We start from the raw sequence: 20,963 nt of genomic DNA on the forward strand, positions 1-20,963 counted from the left end.
ATGTTGTGCGGTTTATCCCCGGCTACGCAGGGAACGCATGTTCGGTGAAGATGCCAGCAAGAAAACTGGCGGTTTATCCCCGGCTACGCGGGGAACGCGTAGTTGTGGCCAGAGACGTGTGCGCCGGTTTCGGTTTATCCCCGGCTACGCGGGGAACGCCATGCTCAGTTCTGTGCCAGCGTCCTGATTGCCGGTTTATCCCCGGCTACGCGGGGAACGCAACGGTCACCGCCAGCGCGCTGATATGGCCATCGGTTTATCCCCGGCTACGCGGGGAACGCTCAGGGTCAGTGGCTGTAATACCAGATCTGTGAGGTTTATCCCCGGCTACGCGGGGAACGCTCGGTCGTTGGTCATCAGCGAACGCGCGTCGTCGGTTTATCCCCGGCTACGCGGGGAACGCACTAATTTGCCACACCCAGCCGCAGCGCATGGCGGTTTATCCCCGGCTACGCGGGGAACGCGGATACAAAAATGGCGGTCACTCCACCTCCAGCGGTTTATCCCCGGCTACGCGGGGAACGCGCGTTAACCAGTTTGGCTCTGCCAGAGACAGCGCGGTTTATCCCCGGCTACGCGGGGAACGCCACCACCACCTACCAACGAACCACATAAACCACGGCTTACCCCCGGCTACGCGGGGAACGCTCAATTTCATCATTTGTTAATCCGTCAATGTGCGGTTTATCCCCGGCTACGCGGGGAACGCAGGCACGGCGGGCAGTTCAGAAATTTCGGGCACGGTTTATCCCCGGCTACGCGGGGAACGCCATATATTCCATGATCAACAAAGCCAAGAATGCGGTTTATCCCCGGCTACGCGGGGAACGCACGAGCAAACGAGATACTGCATAACCGACCTCCGGTTTATCCCCGGCTACGCGGGGAACGCATCAGAGTGAGGCAGATAACTAAGCACCTCATCGGTTTATCCCCGGCTACGCGGGGAACGCGTAGGATTTGGCCAGCGTGGTGATGCCCAGCGACGGTTTATCCCCGGCTACGCGGGGAACGCACGCCAAAAAATCGCCAATCGTTGCGTTTGGCCGGTTTATCCCCGGCTACGCGGGGAACGCTTTTGGGCATTGCCGACACCGGCCAGGAACGACGGTTTATCCCCGGCTACGCGGGGAACGCGAGCAAGCAAAACAACCAAACAGATCAGATGACGGTTTATCCCCGGCTACGCGGGGAATGCGGGATAGCATCTTCAGATATATTTTCGCTAACCGGTTTATCCCCGGCTACGCGGGGAACGCCGGAATTTGAAAAACAGAGTGTCGATACTGTTCGGTTTATCCCCGGCTACGCGGGGAACGCGACTTTCTTTGCTACCTTGGCCATATCGGCTCCGGTTTATCCCCGGCTACGCGGGGAACGCAATACGCATAAGGAGATAGAATCATGGAACAACGGTTTATCCCCGGCTACGCGGGGAACGCATGAATATCGCTGTGATCGGCCAGTTGCTGGACGGTTTATCCCCGGCTACGCGGGGAACGCACCGGCGTCGCTGGCCTGCTGTGTAAAAAATGCGGTTTATCCCCGGCTACGCGGGGAACGCGGTTTGCCGAGGTGGCATTTAACCTGGGCAGACGGTTTATCCCCGGCTACGCGGGGAACGCATCAGCTCACTACCAGCCAGCGGTATTTTTAGCGGTTTATCCCCGGCTACGCGGGGAACGCCAAAATGCCCAGCATTGTCAGAGCTGCCAGCTCGGTTTATCCCCGGCTACGCGGGGAACGCGTGGGTTGATCGAGTGTGACGGTTTGGCGAACCGGTTTATCCCCGGCTACGCGGGGAACGCTGATATTGATCATTAGCGTCTGATTCGTATAACGGTTTATCCCCGGCTACGCGGGGAACGCTTACGACACAACGGCGCCGAAATCGCGGATGCCGGTTTATCCCCGGCTACGCGGGGAACGCCCATCAATGTCGCCGGGCTGAATGCGGTTCGACGGTTTATCCCCGGCTACGCGGGGAACGCTAAATCTCGAAGCAGCTCAGAAATCCGAGTCTCGGTTTATCCCCGGCTACGCGGGGAACGCGGCGTCGTACTGCTCGGTTGTCAGGCCGTCGGCGGTTTATCCCCGGCTACGCGGGGAACGCCGCTTGGCGGGCCTGGTTGAATAGCTCTTGGACGGTTTATCCCCGGCTACGCGGGGAACGCGCAGCAGCGCCGACCCAAACGCAATGCGCAGGCCGGTTTATCCCCGGCTACGCGGGGAACGCACCGGTATCCGGAAAACCCGGCACCTGAACGGCGGTTTATCCCCGGCTACGCGGGGAACGCAACGCCAGACCAATCATGGTGCGGCGCACCACCGGTTTATCCCCGGCTACGCGGGGAACGCTGAATACTTGAATCCAGATGAGCTGAATTATCCGGTTTATCCCCGGCTACGCGGGGAACGCTCCACCACAACAGGCAATCCTGATATTGCCCGCGGTTTATCCCCGGCTACGCGGGGAACGCGATTTCGGCGTCTTGCATGGGGGTGTTGCGATCGGTTTATCCCCGGCTACGCGGGGAACGCTGGGTAAAGCTCAGACCAGCACGGCGGAATGACGGTTTATCCCCGGCTACGCGGGGAACGCATTCTATGATTGATTCATCCATGACCTACTCCCGGTTTATCCCCGGCTACGCGGGGAACGCGTACTCAGCCAGGCCGAATGTGACTGCCCAGGCGGTTTATCCCCGGCTACGCGGGGAACACATTGCTGCCCGAGATCGGTACATCCGTGAGACCGGTTTATCCCCGGCTACGCGGGGAACACCAGAGAAGGGAGCAGGGCAAGCACATGCAGCCCGGTTTATCCCCGGCTACGCGGGGAACACTTCAGGCAGTATTGAAACAACGGCTGAATATGCGGTTTATCCCCGGCTACGCGGGGAACACCATTGGGACTCATGGAACGAGAGCTTGTCGGACGGTTTATCCCCGGCTACGCGGGGAACACTCAACGTAGCGATCCCGTGCCTGTTCGCCAAACGGTTTATCCCCGGCTACGCGGGGAACACTTCAGCCAGCAATGCCGGTTTCAGCTCTGGTTCGGTTTATCCCCGGCTACGCGGGGAACACGCTGTTGGGCGTCAGTGCCTTGTCGAGAAGATCGGTTTATCCCCGGCTACGCGGGGAACACCTTCCAGTGTGTATCTGTGGCCCGTCAGCGGGCGGTTTATCCCCGGCTACGCGGGGAACACTTTAGATACCTCACTATCAATATACTCCTGACCGGTTTATCCCCGGCTACGCGGGGAACACTCGCGCAGCATGTCGATCAAATAGGCGCCTCCCGGTTTATCCCCGGCTACGCGGGGAACACACGAGAATGACGATACAGATATTGCATCGGTGCGGTTTATCCCCGGCTACGCGGGGAACACAACGAATATTTTGAGGAAGAACAGGCGTTTTACGGTTTATCCCCGGCTACGCGGGGAACACCCGTTGATGGCAGCCTGTTAGCTGAATCAGATCGGTTTATCCCCGGCTACGCGGGGAACACAAACAGCAGCTCGTCCGCTTCGATGCGCGGATCGGTTTATCCCCGGCTACGCGGGGAACACTGACGCTGTATTGAGGACAACCGTGGCGTCGCCGGTTTATCCCCGGCTACGCGGGGAACACAAGCGTTCTCAGGCTGGGTGATATTTTCCCGGCGGTTTATCCCCGGCTACGCGGGGAACACTACTACGGCGGCGATTGCGGCCGCCGCTGTGTCGGTTTATCCCCGGCTACGCGGGGAACGCTGGCGATCGCGACCTGACCCAGATGGCTATCACGGTTTATCCCCGGCTACGCGGGGAACGCAACTCTCAGACGTAGCAGAAACCAAAGTTTGGCGGTTTATCCCCGGCTACGCGGGGAACGCGTCAAGATGGCCCCAGATCTCGCCATTGCGCGCGGTTTATCCCCGGCTACGCGGGGAACGCGTGATCAACTGGCTAGCATCCAGCGCGATAACCGGTTTATCCCCGGCTACGCGGGGAACGCCTCCGCTAATCTGGACGTTTATTAGCTAACATCGGTTTATCCCCGGCTACGCGGGGAACGCCCAGACGGTGTTCACATCGACGTGGGTTCGGGCGGTTTATCCCCGGCTACGCGGGGAACGCCCGAGATCCGGCATTTTGCCCAGGAATATTCGCGGTTTATCCCCGGCTACGCGGGGAACGCGCGCCCGAATTGGCTACCACTGCGAGACGAATCGGTTTATCCCCGGCTACGCGGGGAACGCAAAAAGGCGAAGGCGTCTGCATAACCCTACGGCGGTTTATCCCCGGCTACGCGGGGAACGCTTGATGAAACCGTGGATGACATCGTTAAGCAGCGGTTTATCCCCGGCTACGCGGGGAACGCCGCAGTTGGTTGTCGATGGCGTAATTTACTGCCGGTTTATCCCCGGCTACGCGGGGAACGCGCGTGGCGTATGGCTTGAAATGAAAGTTTAAACGGTTTATCCCCGGCTACGCGGGGAACGCCGCAGTTGGTTGTCGATGGCGTAATTTACTGCCGGTTTATCCCCGGCTACGCGGGGAACGCGCGTGGCGTATGGCTTGAAATGAAAGTTTAAACGGTTTATCCCCGGCTACGCGGGGAACGCTTGAGGTGGCGCTGAGCAGCTTTAACGACCCACGGTTTATCCCCGGCTACGCGGGGAACGCTGTACCAAAATCAACCGGTACGCCAAATACATCGGTTTATCCCCGGCTACGCGGGGAACGCTGCCTGCATCAAACAACACCAGCGCGTCGGCGCGGTTTATCCCCGGCTACGCGGGGAACGCTTCTGTTCGCACTTGGCAGCAGAATCGTTGAACGGTTTATCCCCGGCTACGCGGGGAACGCGCCGAACTATTTGCATAGCCTTGCAAATCAAACGGTTTATCCCCGGCTACGCGGGGAACGCAACCATCAGAATGAGTATCATCAGAAGGAGTGCGGTTTATCCCCGGCTACGCGGGGAACGCGCGGTTGTCGAGTACGCCTATCGCCACCGTGACGGTTTATCCCCGGCTACGCGGGGAACGCCGGTGTTGGCAGTGCATGAACACTGTACGAACCGGTTTATCCCCGGCTACGCGGGGAACGCATTCGGGAGTTCGAAAACGGCTCAATTCATGGCGGTTTATCCCCGGCTACGCGGGGAACGCAATACATGGGATAAGCGAGATATTCAGACATGCGGTTTATCCCCGGCTACGCGGGGAACGCAGATCCCGATATAACACCCGATAGACGCCACGCGGTTTATCCCCGGCTACGCGGGGAACGCAATCCGGAATTCCAGCCGATGCACTGTATCGGCGGTTTATCCCCGGCTACGCGGGGAACGCTACTGAACACCTACAGAACCGGTTAACCATTCCGGTTTATCCCCGGCTACGCGGGGAACGCACAAATTCCACTTGCACCTCACACGGATAATTCGGTTTATCCCCGGCTACGCGGGGAACGCTTGCTTCCAGCCAGAGCTAAATAATTTGCCCGCGGTTTATCCCCGGCTACGCGGGGAACGCGCACCTGCCGGATACCGATCAAGATTAATCAACGGTTTATCCCCGGCTACGCGGGGAACGCCAAGTGGCAACAGGGCCGCGTTCGTTGGTGCGCGGTTTATCCCCGGCTACGCGGGGAACGCGTCGTCATAACATGGCCAGCCGCAACATTAAAACGGTTTATCCCCGGCTACGCGGGGAACGCTCGTCGGTAGCCACTAGATCAGGCACGCCACGCGGTTTATCCCCGGCTACGCGGGGAACGCCGCCAGTATCGGGAGCCGAAAGGATAGGAATGCGGTTTATCCCCGGCTACGCGGGGAACGCGGAGTTTGTCGGAGTTTGTAGAACCTCTTTAGCGGTTTATCCCCGGCTACGCGGGGAACGCCCATTGCGCCAGCTATTCCAAGCCATGTTGTACGGTTTATCCCCGGCTACGCGGGGAACGCCTATTTGGCGGACAACTCAAAATGTGGCAGGTCGGTTTATCCCCGGCTACGCGGGGAACGCTGGCTGGATGGCTTGATCTGCGGAGCGCCAGGCGGTTTATCCCCGGCTACGCGGGGAACGCATATGTTCTGGGCTCTGCCGCTGACAGCATTACGGTTTATCCCCGGCTACGCGGGGAACGCTGTACCAAAATCAACCGGTACGCCAAATACATCGGTTTATCCCCGGCTACGCGGGGAACGCCATCAGCTCAAGATATTCCGAGTTGATGTATTCGGTTTATCCCCGGCTACGCGGGGAACGCCGCCGTGCCGTGGCCGACCATTGATGGGTCGACGGTTTATCCCCGGCTACGCGGGGAACGCGTCACACAGTCGTGACAACCTGTGCGGCCACCCCGGTTTATCCCCGGCTACGCGGGGAACGCTTTTTTGTCGGATTTGAGCTTCAGCTCGTTGGCGGTTTATCCCCGGCTACGCGGGGAACGCGCCGCATAAAATCTAAACACATAGATTATGTTCGGTTTATCCCCGGCTACGCGGGGAACGCCCAGATACTGACAATACAGAGACAGTTGATGCCGGTTTATCCCCGGCTACGCGGGGAACGCTTATGGCTGAATATTATTATTTTGCAATGTTCCGGTTTATCCCCGGCTACGCGGGGAACGCTTTTCGGGATAAAAGCGGGAATCTGGCCGAGCCGGTTTATCCCCGGCTACGCGGGGAACGCGTTTCGGTCTCCATCACTTCTGCAAGATTCTGCGGTTTATCCCCGGCTACGCGGGGAACGCTTTTTGGTCGGAGCGGTAACTTCCCACAAGCCCGGTTTATCCCCGGCTACGCGGGGAACGCTTCTGAGCCTTCACCCATTGGCTGCGGGCGTGCGGTTTATCCCCGGCTACGCGGGGAACGCTTGGTTTGACGTTTAAAAGATCAACGTCATCGCGGTTTATCCCCGGCTACGCGGGGAACGCTATGTCCTGGTCTTTCTTGTCGTCGGTGGCGGCGGTTTATCCCCGGCTACGCGGGGAACGCACGCTGGCCCGCGCACAACATGGCCGCGTCAACGGTTTATCCCCGGCTACGCGGGGAACGCTTCTCAGTCAAGCGAAACAGAGGTATCGAATCCGGTTTATCCCCGGCTACGCGGGGAACGCTCTAAATGTACATGGTTGATTTTAAAAAGGAAATTTATGCCTTCAAAATCTACCAAAAAATTGATGTTGTTAAAGAACGTTTCAGCACTTCATTCATACGTCTTTTGAATCGGATTCATCGGGTAGAAAACGCACCAGTCGGAGTCCATCAACGTCAATGGGCATACGACGATTTTGACCATAGGTAATAAAGTCGAAGCCTGATTCAGTATTGGTTGCCCAGGCCATCACGACGTTGCCGTCTTCGGCGAGTACATCCACTTGTTGCCAGATCATTTCACGTATTCGCCGCGATACATCGCCAACGTAAACGCCTGCCCGGATTTCTAACAGCCATACCGCCAGTCGTCCGCGCAGTCGTGGCGGTACGGCTTCTGTAACAACCACTATCATGCTCATGGCTATTTACTCCTGTGTCCTTCATCTCCCACGCTGGGTGGTTCCGGTATCGCGGGTGGCTGGGCGTCTTCTGGTGGTTTGGGCGGTTCTATTTCTCCTGCGGCCAGTACGTCTTCGATCAATGGAATCAGTCGGCTTAGTAAACGGCTGGAGCGGAATATTTCACGGCAGGCAATGCGCACTTCCCGGTCTGGCTGGTGGGGCTTTTTGGCGGCTACTTTGAAAGCAATGGGGACGACGGTTTCAAATTTGACCAGATCGGCGATATCGTACACAAACGACAACGGTTTGCCGGAGTGTAAAAATCCGATAGCCGGGGCATATCCTGCGGCTAATACGGCTGCTTCGGTAACGCCATACAGGCAAGCGGTGGCTGAACTCAGGCATTGATTAATAGCATCTCCTTTGTCCCAGTCTTTTACGTCGTAGTCTCGGCCGTGCCAGTCCACGCCATATTGTTTGGCGAGTTGCTGGTAAATTTTACGAACCCGGCTGCCTTCGATACCACGTAACTGGTCGATACTGCGCCGTTGTGGCGCTTCTTCACCAAAACGGATTTCGAACATTTTGCGGACAACCTTCAGGCGCAAATCCGCATCGAGTGCCAGTTGTGCCTGGTAGAGCAATTTGTCGGAGCGTGCTCCGCCGGGCTGGCCCGCAGAGTAAAGCCTGACACCGGCTTCTCCAACCCAAATCAGTAAGGTGCCGGTGGTCGCTGCCAGCTTGACCGCTGCGTGGCTGATGCGAGTACCCGGCTCTAACATCAGACAGACGATGGAACCAACCGGGATATGCATGCGTTCGCCGTGTACTTCGTCGATAACGACAAAAGCGCCATCACGGACATCAATGCGCCCCATGCCGACAAAAATCATGGAGTTACGATCTTTGATCGGGATGGGTTTAAGGGGGATAAAACTCATAAGCGCGTCCTTGCAAATGGGTGATAGGTTAAGCCCGAGTGGTCAAGTACTTGACCACGTCAAACTCGGCGCAGGTTTCGGTCATGAGTTGATCCTCGTGCGGTAAGCATTCGTCTAACAGGGCCTGGCCGCTGATGCTGATGATGGCCAACTCCAAGGTTTCACCCCTGACACCGGCGAATCAACCACAGCCCACAGCCAAAGCCTTTAGCCTTGCCAACACCTTTGGCCAAGGTCTGCAAAAAACGCTCGGGATCAACAATCGTCAGTAACCCTTGATAATCTACTGTGGAGTAGCGAATCGTGCGTTTTCCTTTCGGTTGATAATGTTGATGTTGGTAATAGCTGTCATGATCAATCTCAGGTTCACTTTCCAACTGTATGCCCCAATCCGCCAGGCGTTTACTGTCGGAGATCCAGCCAAGGGCTGCCTGGTGAGCTGCCAGGGCTTTTTTCTGCTGTGCTTCGTGGATGTTTAGGCCAGAGACATCGGTGTTTTTCTTGGCGTTCATAAGGACATCGTGACGTCGTGATTTGCCCTGCTCATCGCGAATGCTGACCACAGGATTCACCCGGAGCTTGAAAGCCAGTCGATCGCCCGCACTCAATCGTGGCTGATACGGTTTGGTCTGGCAGGCAAATGCAGGATGCGCCGCTACGGGTTGTTGTTCAGACAGCACATAAAAAAGCGGCAAACCATTTGTACCGATTTCTTCGCGAAACAGAAACGGACGTTGGGCCTGTTCTTTTGCTTTGCCTTTAAGGTTGCTCCAGCTGCCTTCGTAGCCAGGAAACAGTCGCCATAGCAACGCATGACTGGCGTATGCGCCATTTTTTTCCAGTTCTACAAGCTCTTGGGAAGCGATCAGGGCGTTGCTGATTGTGACTCGAGAAAAATACATCAGCGATCCTCCATCAGGGTGAGCTGGTGTTGCTGGCGCTGGCCAAACTGCCAGCGGCTACGGCTGATGGGGTTATCCCAGGGGTGGTATGTCAATGTGTCGTCGTGACGTTCACCGTCGAGATCCACCAGCTCACCTTGCCAGTAGTAAGTCGCCTGTTTACCCATACCCAACCAATAGCGATCCGTCGCAACACTGGTATGTACATCGTTGCCCACACCATCCCTTCCCACGATGGCAGGGAATTCAGTGTCCAAAGCGTGTTTCAGTTGGTCGGTCGATACCAGCATGGGGGTCAACGGCAAGGCAGGAGGGCAAGATTTACGTCCCAGATACAGTGGAAAGACGGGGCGTTTCAGCTTTGCTTGCAAGCGTTCCAAGGTCAGTTCTGCTGAGGGTTGGGAAAGAGAAATGGCCACTACCCAAACACCATCCTGACGATAATGACGACTCGACAATACCGTATTCAGTTTTTCCTTTGGGCCAGACAGCTCACTTTTACGGCTGTAATGAGTGAATTTTTTATCCGTCGAAGGTGCTTGTACGGTGTGATAATCACGCAGCAAGGTGCCCGCACCCAGCTGTTTTACGGCCACGACAATAGTGTCAAACAGCCGCTGTTGACCAGCTTCATCATCGCGCTCCACCCCCAACGCGGCACCTAACAAGCCGATAATAGCGGCTTTGCCCGGTGCCATTGCGGTTGGCCGGTCACCGCCGACAGCGGCTTGACCCCAGCTGGCCATTGGCCCATAGAGTCGAAAAACCAGATATTCCATATTGGTTATTCCTCGCTGCCGGTCTCATTATTCAAACTGACAAACGCTAACAGCTCCTTGAAGCTTCCCTGGCCGGTGACGGCATCGAGTGCATAGCGAGTATCTGCACAGGGTTCATAGACTTGGTCGAAAATCTCGATTTGTTTGTTCAGCGCATCGATGGTGTCCAGCGCCATGCCCTGCTCGCGCCCGTCTACGGGTTTGAGGAAGGCAACAGACAGGGAGCGAGGCTGCTGTTCGCCTTGCTCTGCCAGTACGTAACTGGCATAAGCACGGCTGCCGAAGCTGTTTTGATAGCCGGTTGGTGAGACTTTGACAGCAGCTTCCGTCAGAGCTTTGAGTGTTTTGTCAGCGAGGTCTTTATTGCCGTTGAGGTTCTCCACCAGCTGGTCAACATTGATACAAAGGTAACTGTAGAACAAGGCAGCGGCGAAACCCCGCTCGCCAATATGCGCAGCACCAAGATCATCTTGTCCATCATTCAAGTCATCCACTGCGGTGAAATAGTCGTCTTCAATAGTGACCGAATGAACGCTGATGGCATGAGCAACCTGACAGGCGGCCTCGATATTTTTATCGGGTTTGGATGCCAGCATCCGACCAAACAAGGCAATATCAGCGTCCATACGATCCTTACGCAATAGTTCCAACTCTGCTTTTTCCGGTGCCCGCTGTTCTTCGGCCAACTGCTTGGCCAACGCCATGACACCCTTCCACTCCGCCTGGCTTACATGCACCAGCTGTTCAATCTCCAGCTGTTCTTTTTTTACCTTGCCAAACACATTGGCAATGTCTGCTGCCCATTCTTTAGCTTTTTTCTCAGCCACGCCATTAGCCACCAGTTCAGCATAAACGTTGGGGCCGATGTTTTTGGTACGCGTGCCGATATGGCCGGATAAAGCATCCTCAAACAAGTCGGATGTGCGCCAGTGTCGTTTCAGACTCTGGGAGCTGATGCGCAGGCGCTCACTGCCGCCCATACGGGCAGTTTTGGGTCGGCCCATATCATCACGATTGAGATTGGATGGCGGATAAGAGGTGAGGATATGAAGTTGTAAAAACTGGCTCATGATGAATTCCTTTTACGGTGAGTTTATTTAGAGTGGCTGCTGGCAGCGCGGTAATATTCAGTCGCCCATTTCAGAGCAATGCGTTTTTCGACGTCTCGGGGCACGCGGTCGTGATATTCCGCAAACCAGCAAAGGATGTCGTCGGCCAGCCGGGCCAGTGGTGCCTTGCGATCCAGTTGTTTCACCAGACGGCGCAATAGCAGTAACAACTCTTCTTCACTCTCTGCGGTCTGAAGCCGCTGAAATCTCAGTTCACTCAGCTGGGAACGCTCACTGTTTTTTACTGGTGATCCGGCCATAGCGGCAAGCGAGCGGTAGTCGATGTTTTCTTCACTTTTGGATTTTCCCTTGGCGGTATCTTTGGTCTTTGTCCGTGGAGTAACATCGGTACGCACATCCGCCAGTACACCCGCCACACAGGCCCAGGCCAGCATGGCGAAGTGGTTATCCAGGTAGTTGCGTTTTGTTTGTGGCTTCGAGTGTTGTGCCAGCTCGTTCGGTGCCGGCTTGACCGCTGACTTAACGGCGTCTGACGAGCCGGGAGCTTCATCAATATCAGTGTCCACGGGAGGGTTGATCGTGAACCAGAGCCGACGAAACCCATCGGTCATCAAAAGTGCAGGCAGATTTTCAGATCGACATAACCTGGCCCGCTGGCCAGAAGGTGCCTGCATGATGTTCTGCTCTTGCAATTCACTCGGGGCCGCATTCATCGATTGGTGCCAGCGCCGTAGCTGCCGGGCTTGTTCCACCGTCAAATACTGGCAATAGGGTGCGATTGTCACTGGCTCACCTCCTGTGGTTCGGTCACGTCAACCTGGTAGTCCGTTTTGAACTGTTGAATCGGTTTTTTACTGTAATACAGCCAGACTTTCAGTTCGTTTCTGGCCTGTATTTTGTCTTTCATTTTGCGTGGTTCGGGTTCACTGGACAGTACTGTTTCGTCAAAGATATCCAGCGCTGTACGTTGCATGGCTTTTAACCAACGCCGGGCACTCTCTGGCGACAATTGCAGATAATCCGGATGCGCCTTGGCGATTTTGCCAAGCTCACTGATGGCAGCAAAAAAATGTGCTTCTGTTCGCTGCCAGAAGGTGAGGTCAATAAAGCTGAAGTCACCCTTGGCATCTTCTGAGCGTTCAAACCAGGCCTTTTTGATCTGGGAGCGTACTTGTTTGAGTATCTCCGTCGCCAAGCCTTGCAGCCGTTTAACCTCGCTAAAAAAGGCTTTTTCTAACGTCGGTGGCAAAGCAACAAACGGCATTTCAATACTATAGAAACCACGGGGTTTCATATTGTCCATATCGTAGGCAAACGCCCATAAACGCAGCTGCTCTTGCAACTCATCAGCCAGCCGGTAGGCCATTTCGTGCATATGTTCTACCACCAATGCGGGGGTCTGATTGCCATCGTCGCTGCTATCTGCGGCCAGCCGTAAAACATCCCATTGTTTGTAGCTGATACCACCCGGCTGGCCCTTGATCGACAAGCGCTCTTCTTCCGGTTTTTTAGGGTCTCCACGGTACGGAGTAAATGGATGAACGTACCAGTCACCTTCATAGTTAGCGCCGTAATTTTGTGACCGGTAGTGGCTGACCAGTGGTTTCGATGCCCTTCCAGACAGGTCGCACTGTCCTTCTCTCATTTCAACATCCAAGCGAATACGCCGGGGCATGGCCCAGTAGCGCTGCAGTGGATGAACATCGATCGGTAGCACCGCACTGCCCTTTTTCTCACTGGTACGGGTCGCGGCCAACCAGGGAAATACCGAACCATCGGTAAAATCCGGTTCCGGCCACTCACCTTTGATCGCTTGCTGGAACCAGCTCAAACACATGACATTCAGCCACAGTGATGACCACAAAGTGGCTTCAGTCTGATTCGACAACACCAATGTCGATAGCGGCCCACCACCACGCAAACCGGTACGATGCCCCTGCCCCCCAGAAGGCGCGTTGATTTGTAACGTAAACAAGGCCAAGGCCGCCATGGGTAACGACATCTGCTGCATAAACTGCCGCTTGATAAAAAAGTCGGTATTAAGCTTGATGCCGTTTTCGCCGGGGGCTTCGATCAACAGCGACGCAACAGATGATGATTTGGCGCTCTCTAACGAGTCAAAATCCTGCATAAACAGCGGGCCGTCGCCAGTCAGATTAAAGGCATGGGTTATTTGTTCGAGCGCCTGTTGCAAATCGTATTCTGATGGTGGGGTTTGCAAACGATCGAGCCATTCATCTTCGTCTTCCGGCGCAAACACTGTTTGCAACACGCCGATAATCAGCTGATAGGCAGCGCCTTGAAAGTCGGTACGAGGAAATGCAAGATTCTGGATGTCCGGTCTGGCAATCTCTGCCATGCGGATGTCTGTTTGCTGGCCGTCAGTCAGAATAACCGGTAGCCATGGGTCGTTGAGCAGATTCATCACACCTCCTGTGTCGTCTATCAAAACCTTCGTTTTATGCTTGCTCAGAGTAAAGAAACTATCGATGCAGTCACGAGACCATATGTTCCCGTATCGTTTTAACCGAGATCAGTAACGACATATCATCCGTAGGCGACGGCTGGAATCCATACTGTTGATAAAAAACTTTTGCGGTATCTGAGATTGCTTGCACCAGCACTCCTCGAATACCCACCTGGTTGGACACCTGCACAACTCTTGTCAGTGCATCTTTTAATAAAGCAGCACCCAATCGCTTCCCCTGCCAACGAGTGTCAATCGCCAAACGTCCCAGTACAATCACCGGAATAGGTTCTGGCATATTACGAGCGAAATTACTATTCGTCAGTGTACGTTCGACACTGCCAGTTGCCAGAGCATAGTAACCAACCACCCTCTGACCAGAGCAGATCACAAACGTACGACTGGCCCCACTGATCTGGTTTTTGAGCGCACGTTTTATTAACCATTCATTCAAGGACTCGTTGCCACAATCGAAACCCAATAACTCATGAGTATGATTCAACGCCATGGGCTGTAACAGCGACCCCATCAATATAGACTCCTATCCTTGCTTTGCATCCAGAATATCAATGATTGAGAAAAATTTACAACAGCTATCGTCTTATTTAAACAATCAAACCATATCCGTTAAACTCATACCGTTCTCCAGTAACTTGGAGATATACCGACGATAGCTGTAGTGTGATCCTGTTCCCCGCTCTGCGGGGATTTTACAGACACACCTTAATCCCAGGGGGATGCCTCAGACAAAAGATTTTTCAGTTTCGCATTCGGAGGAACTGGGCGATCAAGTGCTTCTTCAAATGCCAAGAACGCACTATCATCCAACTGAAAAAGTCGCTGATCGAGCAGTATGTTCTCAGCCTCTCGACAGGCAACTTCCAGAATAAATGACGTCCTGTCCTTGTTCACCAACGCAGCCGCCTTAGTCAAAAGTGCCTGCTGACCTGGCTCCACTCTCATATTGATTGGCGCTGTCCTAGCCATAACAATGCCCCTTCACCGTATATTAATCTGATACACACTATATCAATCGAAATGACTAAAAGACATTAGCTTTTGTTTATTACACCAGCAATCACACCTAATTCCAGACAATAGCGCATCACCTCATCTTCTTCTGCCAACCAGAGATACTGGTATTTGGCGTTACGATAACGCCGCAGAAAATCAAGTACGTCTGGCGAGCCACTACTGCCATCCGAAGGATCAAGCAAGGCTGTCAGTTTTTTACGCTTGTTCGACGCGAGTTTGACGGTACTGAGTTCTATCGCAAATTGTATATCACTCACCCAGGGTACTAACTGGCCATGTGCTCGGCGTACCAAAACCAGTGAATCCTGATCGACCTCTTGGTAACGGGTACTGAGATCGGATTGATCCTCTGGCCAGTCGCCATCTGCAACACCCCAGCTATAACCCTGTTCAATGGATATACGACGGATCTGGCCGGTACTGGCCTTGAGGCGCTGCGCCGTTCGATATTCCAGTTCGAGCCCTTCAAAAGCTTCTGGTAGCGCTGGAGCCAACTCACCATAAACCGATTCGATCAACCGTCTGGCATCGTCCGGCATACGGTATCCGCCCTGCGCTCGCAGCACTTTCATTGCCATCCAGAGCGATGCCGGACTTTGATATACCGCTTGCGTCGCGCGAAAGTTCTGTTGCAGCCAGTCAAGGGCTGGTTGCTCTTGCCACTCTGGTGAATACACCAGCAGCTTGGGGGTTTCACCCGATCGATGCTCCCGAAGATGACGATGCAGCCGCCCTGCTCGCTGAATCAGGTCGTCGATTGGACACAAATCGGTTATTAACAAATCCGCATCGGCATCCAGACTTTCCTGGAACACCTGGGTACAAATGATGATTTTGCCAGCGCGGAGCGCTGGCTGACTCGTTTTTCCAATCCAATGCAACACTTGGCGTTCGATACGTTTGCGATCATGCAGCGTAAAGCGACTGTGAAACAACAGGGTTTCACAAGTGAAGCCAGAGTCCGATGGCACATTGGCCAGTTGCTGGTTAATGGTGTCATAGGCTTGCTGAGCATCCCCTACGGTGTTACGCACCCAGACAACACAACGCCCTGTTTTAGCGGCAGCTAACAGCTGTTGGATCACAACGTCAACATCATGCAGAAAATCAACGTCGACTCGCCGAGAAACTGCAGCTCTGCTGCCCACCGCGGCCTCATCCGGAGTTTCTCCTCTTGCAACACGCGTCGCCAGGGGGAAGTCGTCCAGTCTTCTGGACTGAGTCAGCCATGGCCCGGTTAACGGTTTGCCCCATGACGACACCGGCACCTCATTCCAGATTCGGCACAACCGCTCACGGGCATCAAAGCTCAGGGTAGCGGTGAGCAAAATGGCACTCCCCCCCTGATGAAGATGAAGCTTCAAGAGGGTTTCCAGCAATTGCAGCTGATAGGCATCGGCACTGTGAACTTCATCAAACACCAGCACTTTATGATGTAGACCCAGCACCCGCAAACTCTGATGTTTACGAGGCAACACCCCGAGCAAAGCCTGATCGATCGTGCCAACCCCTACCGGGGCCAATAAGGCTTTTTTGCGGGAATCTGCCAGCCATTGGTTGCAATACAAGCTGGCGGTTTCGTCATCACGGTCATAGACACTGTCGTCTGCTCCCTGAACCCCTACGGCCTCCCGGAAGCGTTCATCCATTGCTCGAGCTGAGTGAGCCAATACCAACGATGGTTTACGGCCAGAGCTCGTATCAAACATTTTCAGATAATGATCCGCCAAGCGATGAAACATGGCATTGGCCGTCGCCATGGTCGGCAAGCCAAAATAGAAACCTTGGGCATGTTTTGCCGCCATCAATCGATGCACCAAGGTCAATGCCGCTTCAGTTTTACCCGACCCGGTAATGTCCTCCAGAATAAACAGTTGCGGCTGCTCGGATAACTCAATGTGTTCCGCCCAGTGTTGCAGCGGCGTTGGCTCAAAACCAAACAGAGATTGAAACCCAGGAAAATTACTGGCCCGGATTCCGGCCATCAGATCGGTTGCATCCAACGCTCTACGGGCGTTTTGTTGCGCTATTGGCCAGTATTCATCGACCGGCATCGCATCAGTACGGTAGTGGAAATATTGCTGATCCGAACCAACCCAGTCTGAGATAACCGCCCAACCGGCCAGAACCCAGCTGGCCAATGCGAACCGGCCCTGCCACTCTTTATCGACCAGTTGCTCAACGGGCAAATCAACGTCAAGCAAATTGAACAGATCCGCCACAAAAGCTGACGCATCGGCAATATTTTCTTCGCAATAGAAGGCTTGCATTTCATCAGTGCGGGCATTGATCGGCTTGCCATGGTGGCCAAGCACCACATCCATTAGCTTGCCGAACTGTAAGGCACTTTTACGGGCATGAACCGGACGGTTATTCCAACCAGGGATATCAACCTGACCATTACGAAATAACTGCTCTACCAGATAACTTCCCAGGCGGTCATGCCGGTGTGTGCTGGCATCATAGCTTCTCGCAGGCGGTTTCAATCCGGATGAAAAAGCAGAAAAAACGGGCAACTGCTGAAAAGCGGCCGAAAACTTACCAAGATCATGTAATGCCAACAGAAAGGTAAGCAGACGTTTTAATGACTCGGGAGGAAGCTCCAGCAGATCCGACAAATCATTCAGCAATCCATCCTGCTGAGACAACAACAGATACCCCGTTGCCGCCACATCAAGCGAGTGATAAGCCAATAAATGGTAGCGGGCCGTATTGTCTTTCCCGGCGTTGGCTTTGCCCAGGTAGCGATAATAATTGTTCTCGACCATAAGAATTCTTCCCTGAATACAAGATGCCGCTATCAGACAACACCCTGACTCAACAGGTGAGGGTGAGGGGTAACGGCGTTATTCTCCACTGGTGGCAGCCGTCGTCGTCCCCCGCCCCAGCAGCCGGTCAATCCACCCTCTCAGTGGCCAATAGACTAAAATGGCGGTCAGTACGCCCAGGCTGTTGGCGAGCATGTCGTCCCAGCCCATAACCCGGTGTGGCAGTTGTCCTTGGATCAGTTCCATGGTGCCGCCCAGTGCCAGGCAAAACAGCATAAACAGGCATTGGTTACGCAGTAGCTGGAAGCTGACCAGCCCCAGTCCAGCCAGGGACATGTAGGCCAGGAAGTGGGCGATTTTATCGGAGCCAGCAATGGTGTTGCCGGTCTGTTTGAGCGATGCCCAAACCACAACAACAAGTACAGCAACAAGCAGGATTCGGGCGAGATAGAGCAAGGTGGTCATCGGGGTTGCTCGAAAAATAAGGTTGGCAAGGGAGACAGCCAGCAGGTGAGCAACACCCGCTGGCTGCGTGCAGAGTTTAAAAGCCTTGCGCGGTCAGGCCAAGCGCGGCGGCAATGTCTTGCGTTCCACGCGGGGCAATCACGGCTTTGCTTCCGCTCTGATCTTTCAGATAGGTGGCGGCTACCCGTTGGACATCAGCCCAGCGGGTCGCCAGCAGGCGCTCGCGGTACTGTTGACGCAAATCGCGGCTGCGGCCACCCCGGTCCATATGAAATGCCTGTTTGGCTTCGCCTGCTGGCGAACCAGGGCGATCCATGCCGCCGATCAGTCCGAGTACAGCCTGTTCTACCAGATCGTCGCCATTAGCGCGCTCCAGTACCCAGCCAATGGAGGCGGCGAAATCGTCAAAGGTGCCTTCAACACGAGGGTCACGGTAGGAGTAGAATTTGAAGCAGCTACTGGCGTTGTCTTGCGTCGCTCCGGCACCGTAAGCACCGCCTTTTTCGCGAATGGCAGTGTGGAGGTAGGCGTTCCGCAGCACTCCAGCCAATACCGACAGTACGGCGGCATCTTCGTGCACCATGGCGACGGTGGGCAGTGCCCAGGCACAAAAGTTGACTTGTGAATCGACCATCCAGTAGTTGGCGGTTGGTACCGGTGTCCAGGCCAATGTGGTGGGTGTCACCACGGATGGCTGTGGCCATTGCTGCTGCAGTGCGGTGAGGTGGGCATCACGATGGGGCGCATCATGAACCAGCAAGGCTTCATCCGGGCTGTTGGCGATACACTGGTACAGATTGTTGAGCGCGGCAGACAAAGAGGCTCCGCCGTCTTGCTGAGCCAGTTTCAGCCGTTGTTTCAGTTCAACCAGCTGGGGCATGCCGCTCATGACGTTGGTGATGTTGGCAACCGGATTCAGTGAGGCGGCGGCGGTAGACATCGCCAGGCTGTGACCGCTGCCGGTCACGCCCTGTTCACGGCGGGCTTTCATCTGGGTCAGCAGGTCGAGCAGGCGGGTATTTTCATCGAAGGTCGGGGTTTGCCAGGTCTCTTTCATCAGCGCGCTGAATTCACTGACTTTGGTGCCCAGTGCCTTTCCACCCATCACCAGGTAGCCGTGCAGCTGTTGGTTGTCTTCGACGTCACCACGAATGGAAGCGTAGCTCGACAGGCTGCCCACCAATGCGGTCTGTTTGACTTGCTGGGTCAGGTAGTCGTTGCCTCCGGCACCTACTTCACTCCAGGCGTTGGTAAACAATGGCAGCCAGCTGAGTTGTTCGGCGCTCAGTTCGGGCAGGTCGGCAATCAGTTGCTGGTACAGAATGCCGTTGGTGCCTGCAATGTATTCGGTCGTCGTCAGCGCTTCGGTATAGCGGTTGTCGGGGGCGACGTGGTGAAGCTCGGGCTTGACGTCTTCGAGGGTCACTTGTGGCAACAAACCAGGATCGTCTTCTGCTGCCTGACGTTGTTGCAGAGCTTCCGCCTGGTCGCGAATGGCTTGCAACTGATCCGTCGTCAAATTGGCGCGAATAGTGTTCAGACGCTGCTGTTCCAGTCGCTTGGCTTCGGCGTTCAGGCCAGCATCCGGCAGCAGGCTGTAGCGTACGCGATGGCGATTGTTCAGTAACAGACGGGTGACGGCTGCCTGTACCCAACCTGGCTGACTGGCGTTGGTACGCAAGCGGGCCAGTGCCGGGTCGAGGTTGAGCATTGCTACCGGGTCACCGTGATGGGTTGCGGCGGGTAATGCATTAAAAATCAGTTGCAGGCCATAGGGATAGTGGTCACCGCCGATCTCGCGCTGGTGCAGTTCCAGCTGATGCAAGGCGGATTCAACGATGTCGGCTTCTACACCCTCTTCGGCTACCCGCTTCAGGGTGTCGAGGATCAGGGTTTCTACGGCTTCGGCATGTTCCGGTTCACTGCCTTCCACACCGCACATAAAGCTCATTTCGTGATTGGACTCTTCGAGACCACACAGCGGTGATGGCGAGCCACCCAGTTCGGTCTGTTCCAGCGCACGACGCAGTGGCGAGGCGCTGTTGTCGAGCAGTATCTGGCTGAGCAGGTTGGCTTCCAGCTGGGCGTCCAGATCGATCGAGAAGCCCAGCAACCAGCCCAGTACATGGTGACTTTTGGCGCTGAGGTCATCGCCATCAACACCATAATATTCCTGCACAGCAACGGGGGCAGCGTAGCGTTGTTCTGCCGGAACACTCCAGCTCTGGGTCTGGCGTTCAAAGCGCGACAGCACTTCGCTTTCGAGCCGGGCTTGCAGTTCATCAACGTTGAGGTTACCAAACGTCATGAACACGGCGTTACTGGGGTGATAATGGCTTTTGTAAAAATGCATCAGCTGGTCGTAGCTGAGCTGGGTGATCTCTGCCGGTTCGCCGCCGCTGTTGAAGTGATAGGTGGTGGTCGGGAACAGGTAGGAGCTGATACCTTGCCATAGCTGCGACACAGCAGATGACATGGCCCCTTTCATTTCGTTGAATACGACACCTTTGAATACCAGTTTGGAGTTCGGGTCTTGCGGGTCTTCGAGTTCCAGCCGGTGGCCTTCCTGGGCGAAGTCGAGCGGATCCAGACGCGAGAAAAAGACCGCATCCAGATAAACGTCGAGCAGGTTGTTGAAGTCCTTGTCGTTCTGGGAAGCAAATGGGTAAGCGGTCCAGTCGCTGCTGGTCATGGCGTTCATGAAGGTGTTGAGCGAGCGCCGGGTCATCATAAAGAACGGATCACGTACCGGGAATTTTTCCGAACCGCACAGCACCGTGTGCTCAAGAATGTGCGCTACTCCGGTGGAGTCTTTCGGCATGGTACGAACTGCGACCATAAAGGCCTTTTCGTCGTGGTCAGACTCCAGGTGGTAGTGAACCGCCCCGGTGCCGCTGTGTTCATAGTGGTGAACCACCAGATTAAGGGATTCAACCGGAGTGGCACCCAGATGACGAAAAGCAGAATCAGACATAAACGGACCTTGTAGTATTCAGACAACGCAGGTTTTCAGTATTGATGACTTTCCGGCAGATAG

The 20,963-nt window shown here is 55.1% G+C and carries 12 protein-coding genes and 1 CRISPR repeat array (1 of these 13 only partly in view); all 12 genes read right to left on the reverse strand.

Features of this window, described 5'->3' with window-relative positions; genetic code table 11:
- A CRISPR array of direct repeats spans positions 1-7,118; the repeat unit is 23 nt; unit sequence ATCCCCGGCTACGCGGGGAACGC (it extends 236 nt beyond the left edge of the window).
- Positions 7,119-7,211: 93 nt separating this feature from the next.
- The 12 genes from cas2e to SOJ49_RS11060 all read right to left on the reverse strand — a co-directional run bounded on the left by cas2e (position 7,212) and on the right by SOJ49_RS11060 (position 20,900).
- Positions 7,212-7,517: a type I-E CRISPR-associated endoribonuclease Cas2e gene (gene cas2e, locus SOJ49_RS11005; protein WP_369854553.1), complete on the reverse strand. Its 306-nt coding sequence runs from the start codon at positions 7,515-7,517 to the stop codon at positions 7,212-7,214.
- A 2-nt stretch (positions 7,518-7,519) separates the two neighbouring features.
- The gene (gene cas1e / locus SOJ49_RS11010) at positions 7,520-8,440 is read right to left on the reverse strand and encodes a type I-E CRISPR-associated endonuclease Cas1e (protein ID WP_369854554.1); all 921 of its coding nucleotides are present in this window, start codon (positions 8,438-8,440) and stop codon (positions 7,520-7,522) included.
- A gap of 161 nt (positions 8,441-8,601) precedes the next feature.
- Positions 8,602-9,342, reverse strand: coding sequence for a type I-E CRISPR-associated protein Cas6/Cse3/CasE (cas6e, locus tag SOJ49_RS11015; protein WP_369854555.1), 741 nt, complete (start codon positions 9,340-9,342; stop codon positions 8,602-8,604).
- Positions 9,342-10,121, reverse strand: coding sequence for a type I-E CRISPR-associated protein Cas5/CasD (cas5e, locus tag SOJ49_RS11020; RefSeq protein WP_369854556.1), 780 nt, complete (start codon positions 10,119-10,121; stop codon positions 9,342-9,344). The genes cas6e and cas5e overlap by 1 nt, the downstream gene beginning before the upstream one ends.
- Positions 10,122-10,126: 5 nt before the next feature.
- Entirely contained in the window at positions 10,127-11,191 is a 1,065-nt protein-coding gene (gene cas7e / locus SOJ49_RS11025) for a type I-E CRISPR-associated protein Cas7/Cse4/CasC (RefSeq protein WP_369854557.1), read from the reverse strand.
- A gap of 23 nt (positions 11,192-11,214) precedes the next feature.
- Positions 11,215-11,976, reverse strand: a complete 762-nt coding sequence (casB, locus tag SOJ49_RS11030; protein ID WP_369854558.1) for a type I-E CRISPR-associated protein Cse2/CasB — start codon at positions 11,974-11,976, stop codon at positions 11,215-11,217.
- Complete coding sequence (gene casA / locus SOJ49_RS11035) at positions 11,973-13,616, reverse strand: type I-E CRISPR-associated protein Cse1/CasA (protein ID WP_369854559.1); 1,644 nt, start codon at positions 13,614-13,616, stop codon at positions 11,973-11,975. The genes casB and casA overlap by 4 nt, the downstream gene beginning before the upstream one ends.
- A gap of 70 nt (positions 13,617-13,686) precedes the next feature.
- The gene (locus SOJ49_RS11040; protein WP_369854560.1) at positions 13,687-14,187 is read right to left on the reverse strand and encodes a GNAT family N-acetyltransferase; all 501 of its coding nucleotides are present in this window, start codon (positions 14,185-14,187) and stop codon (positions 13,687-13,689) included.
- A 194-nt stretch (positions 14,188-14,381) separates the two neighbouring features.
- Positions 14,382-14,645, reverse strand: coding sequence for a DUF1778 domain-containing protein (locus tag SOJ49_RS11045; RefSeq protein WP_369854561.1), 264 nt, complete (start codon positions 14,643-14,645; stop codon positions 14,382-14,384).
- Positions 14,646-14,710: 65 nt separating this feature from the next.
- The gene (gene cas3, locus SOJ49_RS11050) at positions 14,711-17,461 is read right to left on the reverse strand and encodes a CRISPR-associated helicase Cas3' (protein ID WP_369854562.1); all 2,751 of its coding nucleotides are present in this window, start codon (positions 17,459-17,461) and stop codon (positions 14,711-14,713) included.
- 78 nt (positions 17,462-17,539) lie between these two features.
- Positions 17,540-17,926, reverse strand: a complete 387-nt coding sequence (locus tag SOJ49_RS11055; protein ID WP_369854563.1) for a VanZ family protein — start codon at positions 17,924-17,926, stop codon at positions 17,540-17,542.
- Positions 17,927-18,002: 76 nt separating this feature from the next.
- Positions 18,003-20,900 (reverse strand): insulinase family protein, encoded by a 2,898-nt coding sequence (locus tag SOJ49_RS11060; protein WP_369854564.1) that lies wholly within the window; start codon positions 20,898-20,900, stop codon positions 18,003-18,005.
- Between the last annotated feature and the right edge of the window lie 63 nt (positions 20,901-20,963).

Source organism: Candidatus Thalassolituus haligoni (assembly GCF_041222825.1).
Taxonomy (GTDB): domain Bacteria; phylum Pseudomonadota; class Gammaproteobacteria; order Pseudomonadales; family Oceanobacteraceae; genus Oceanobacter; species Oceanobacter antarcticus.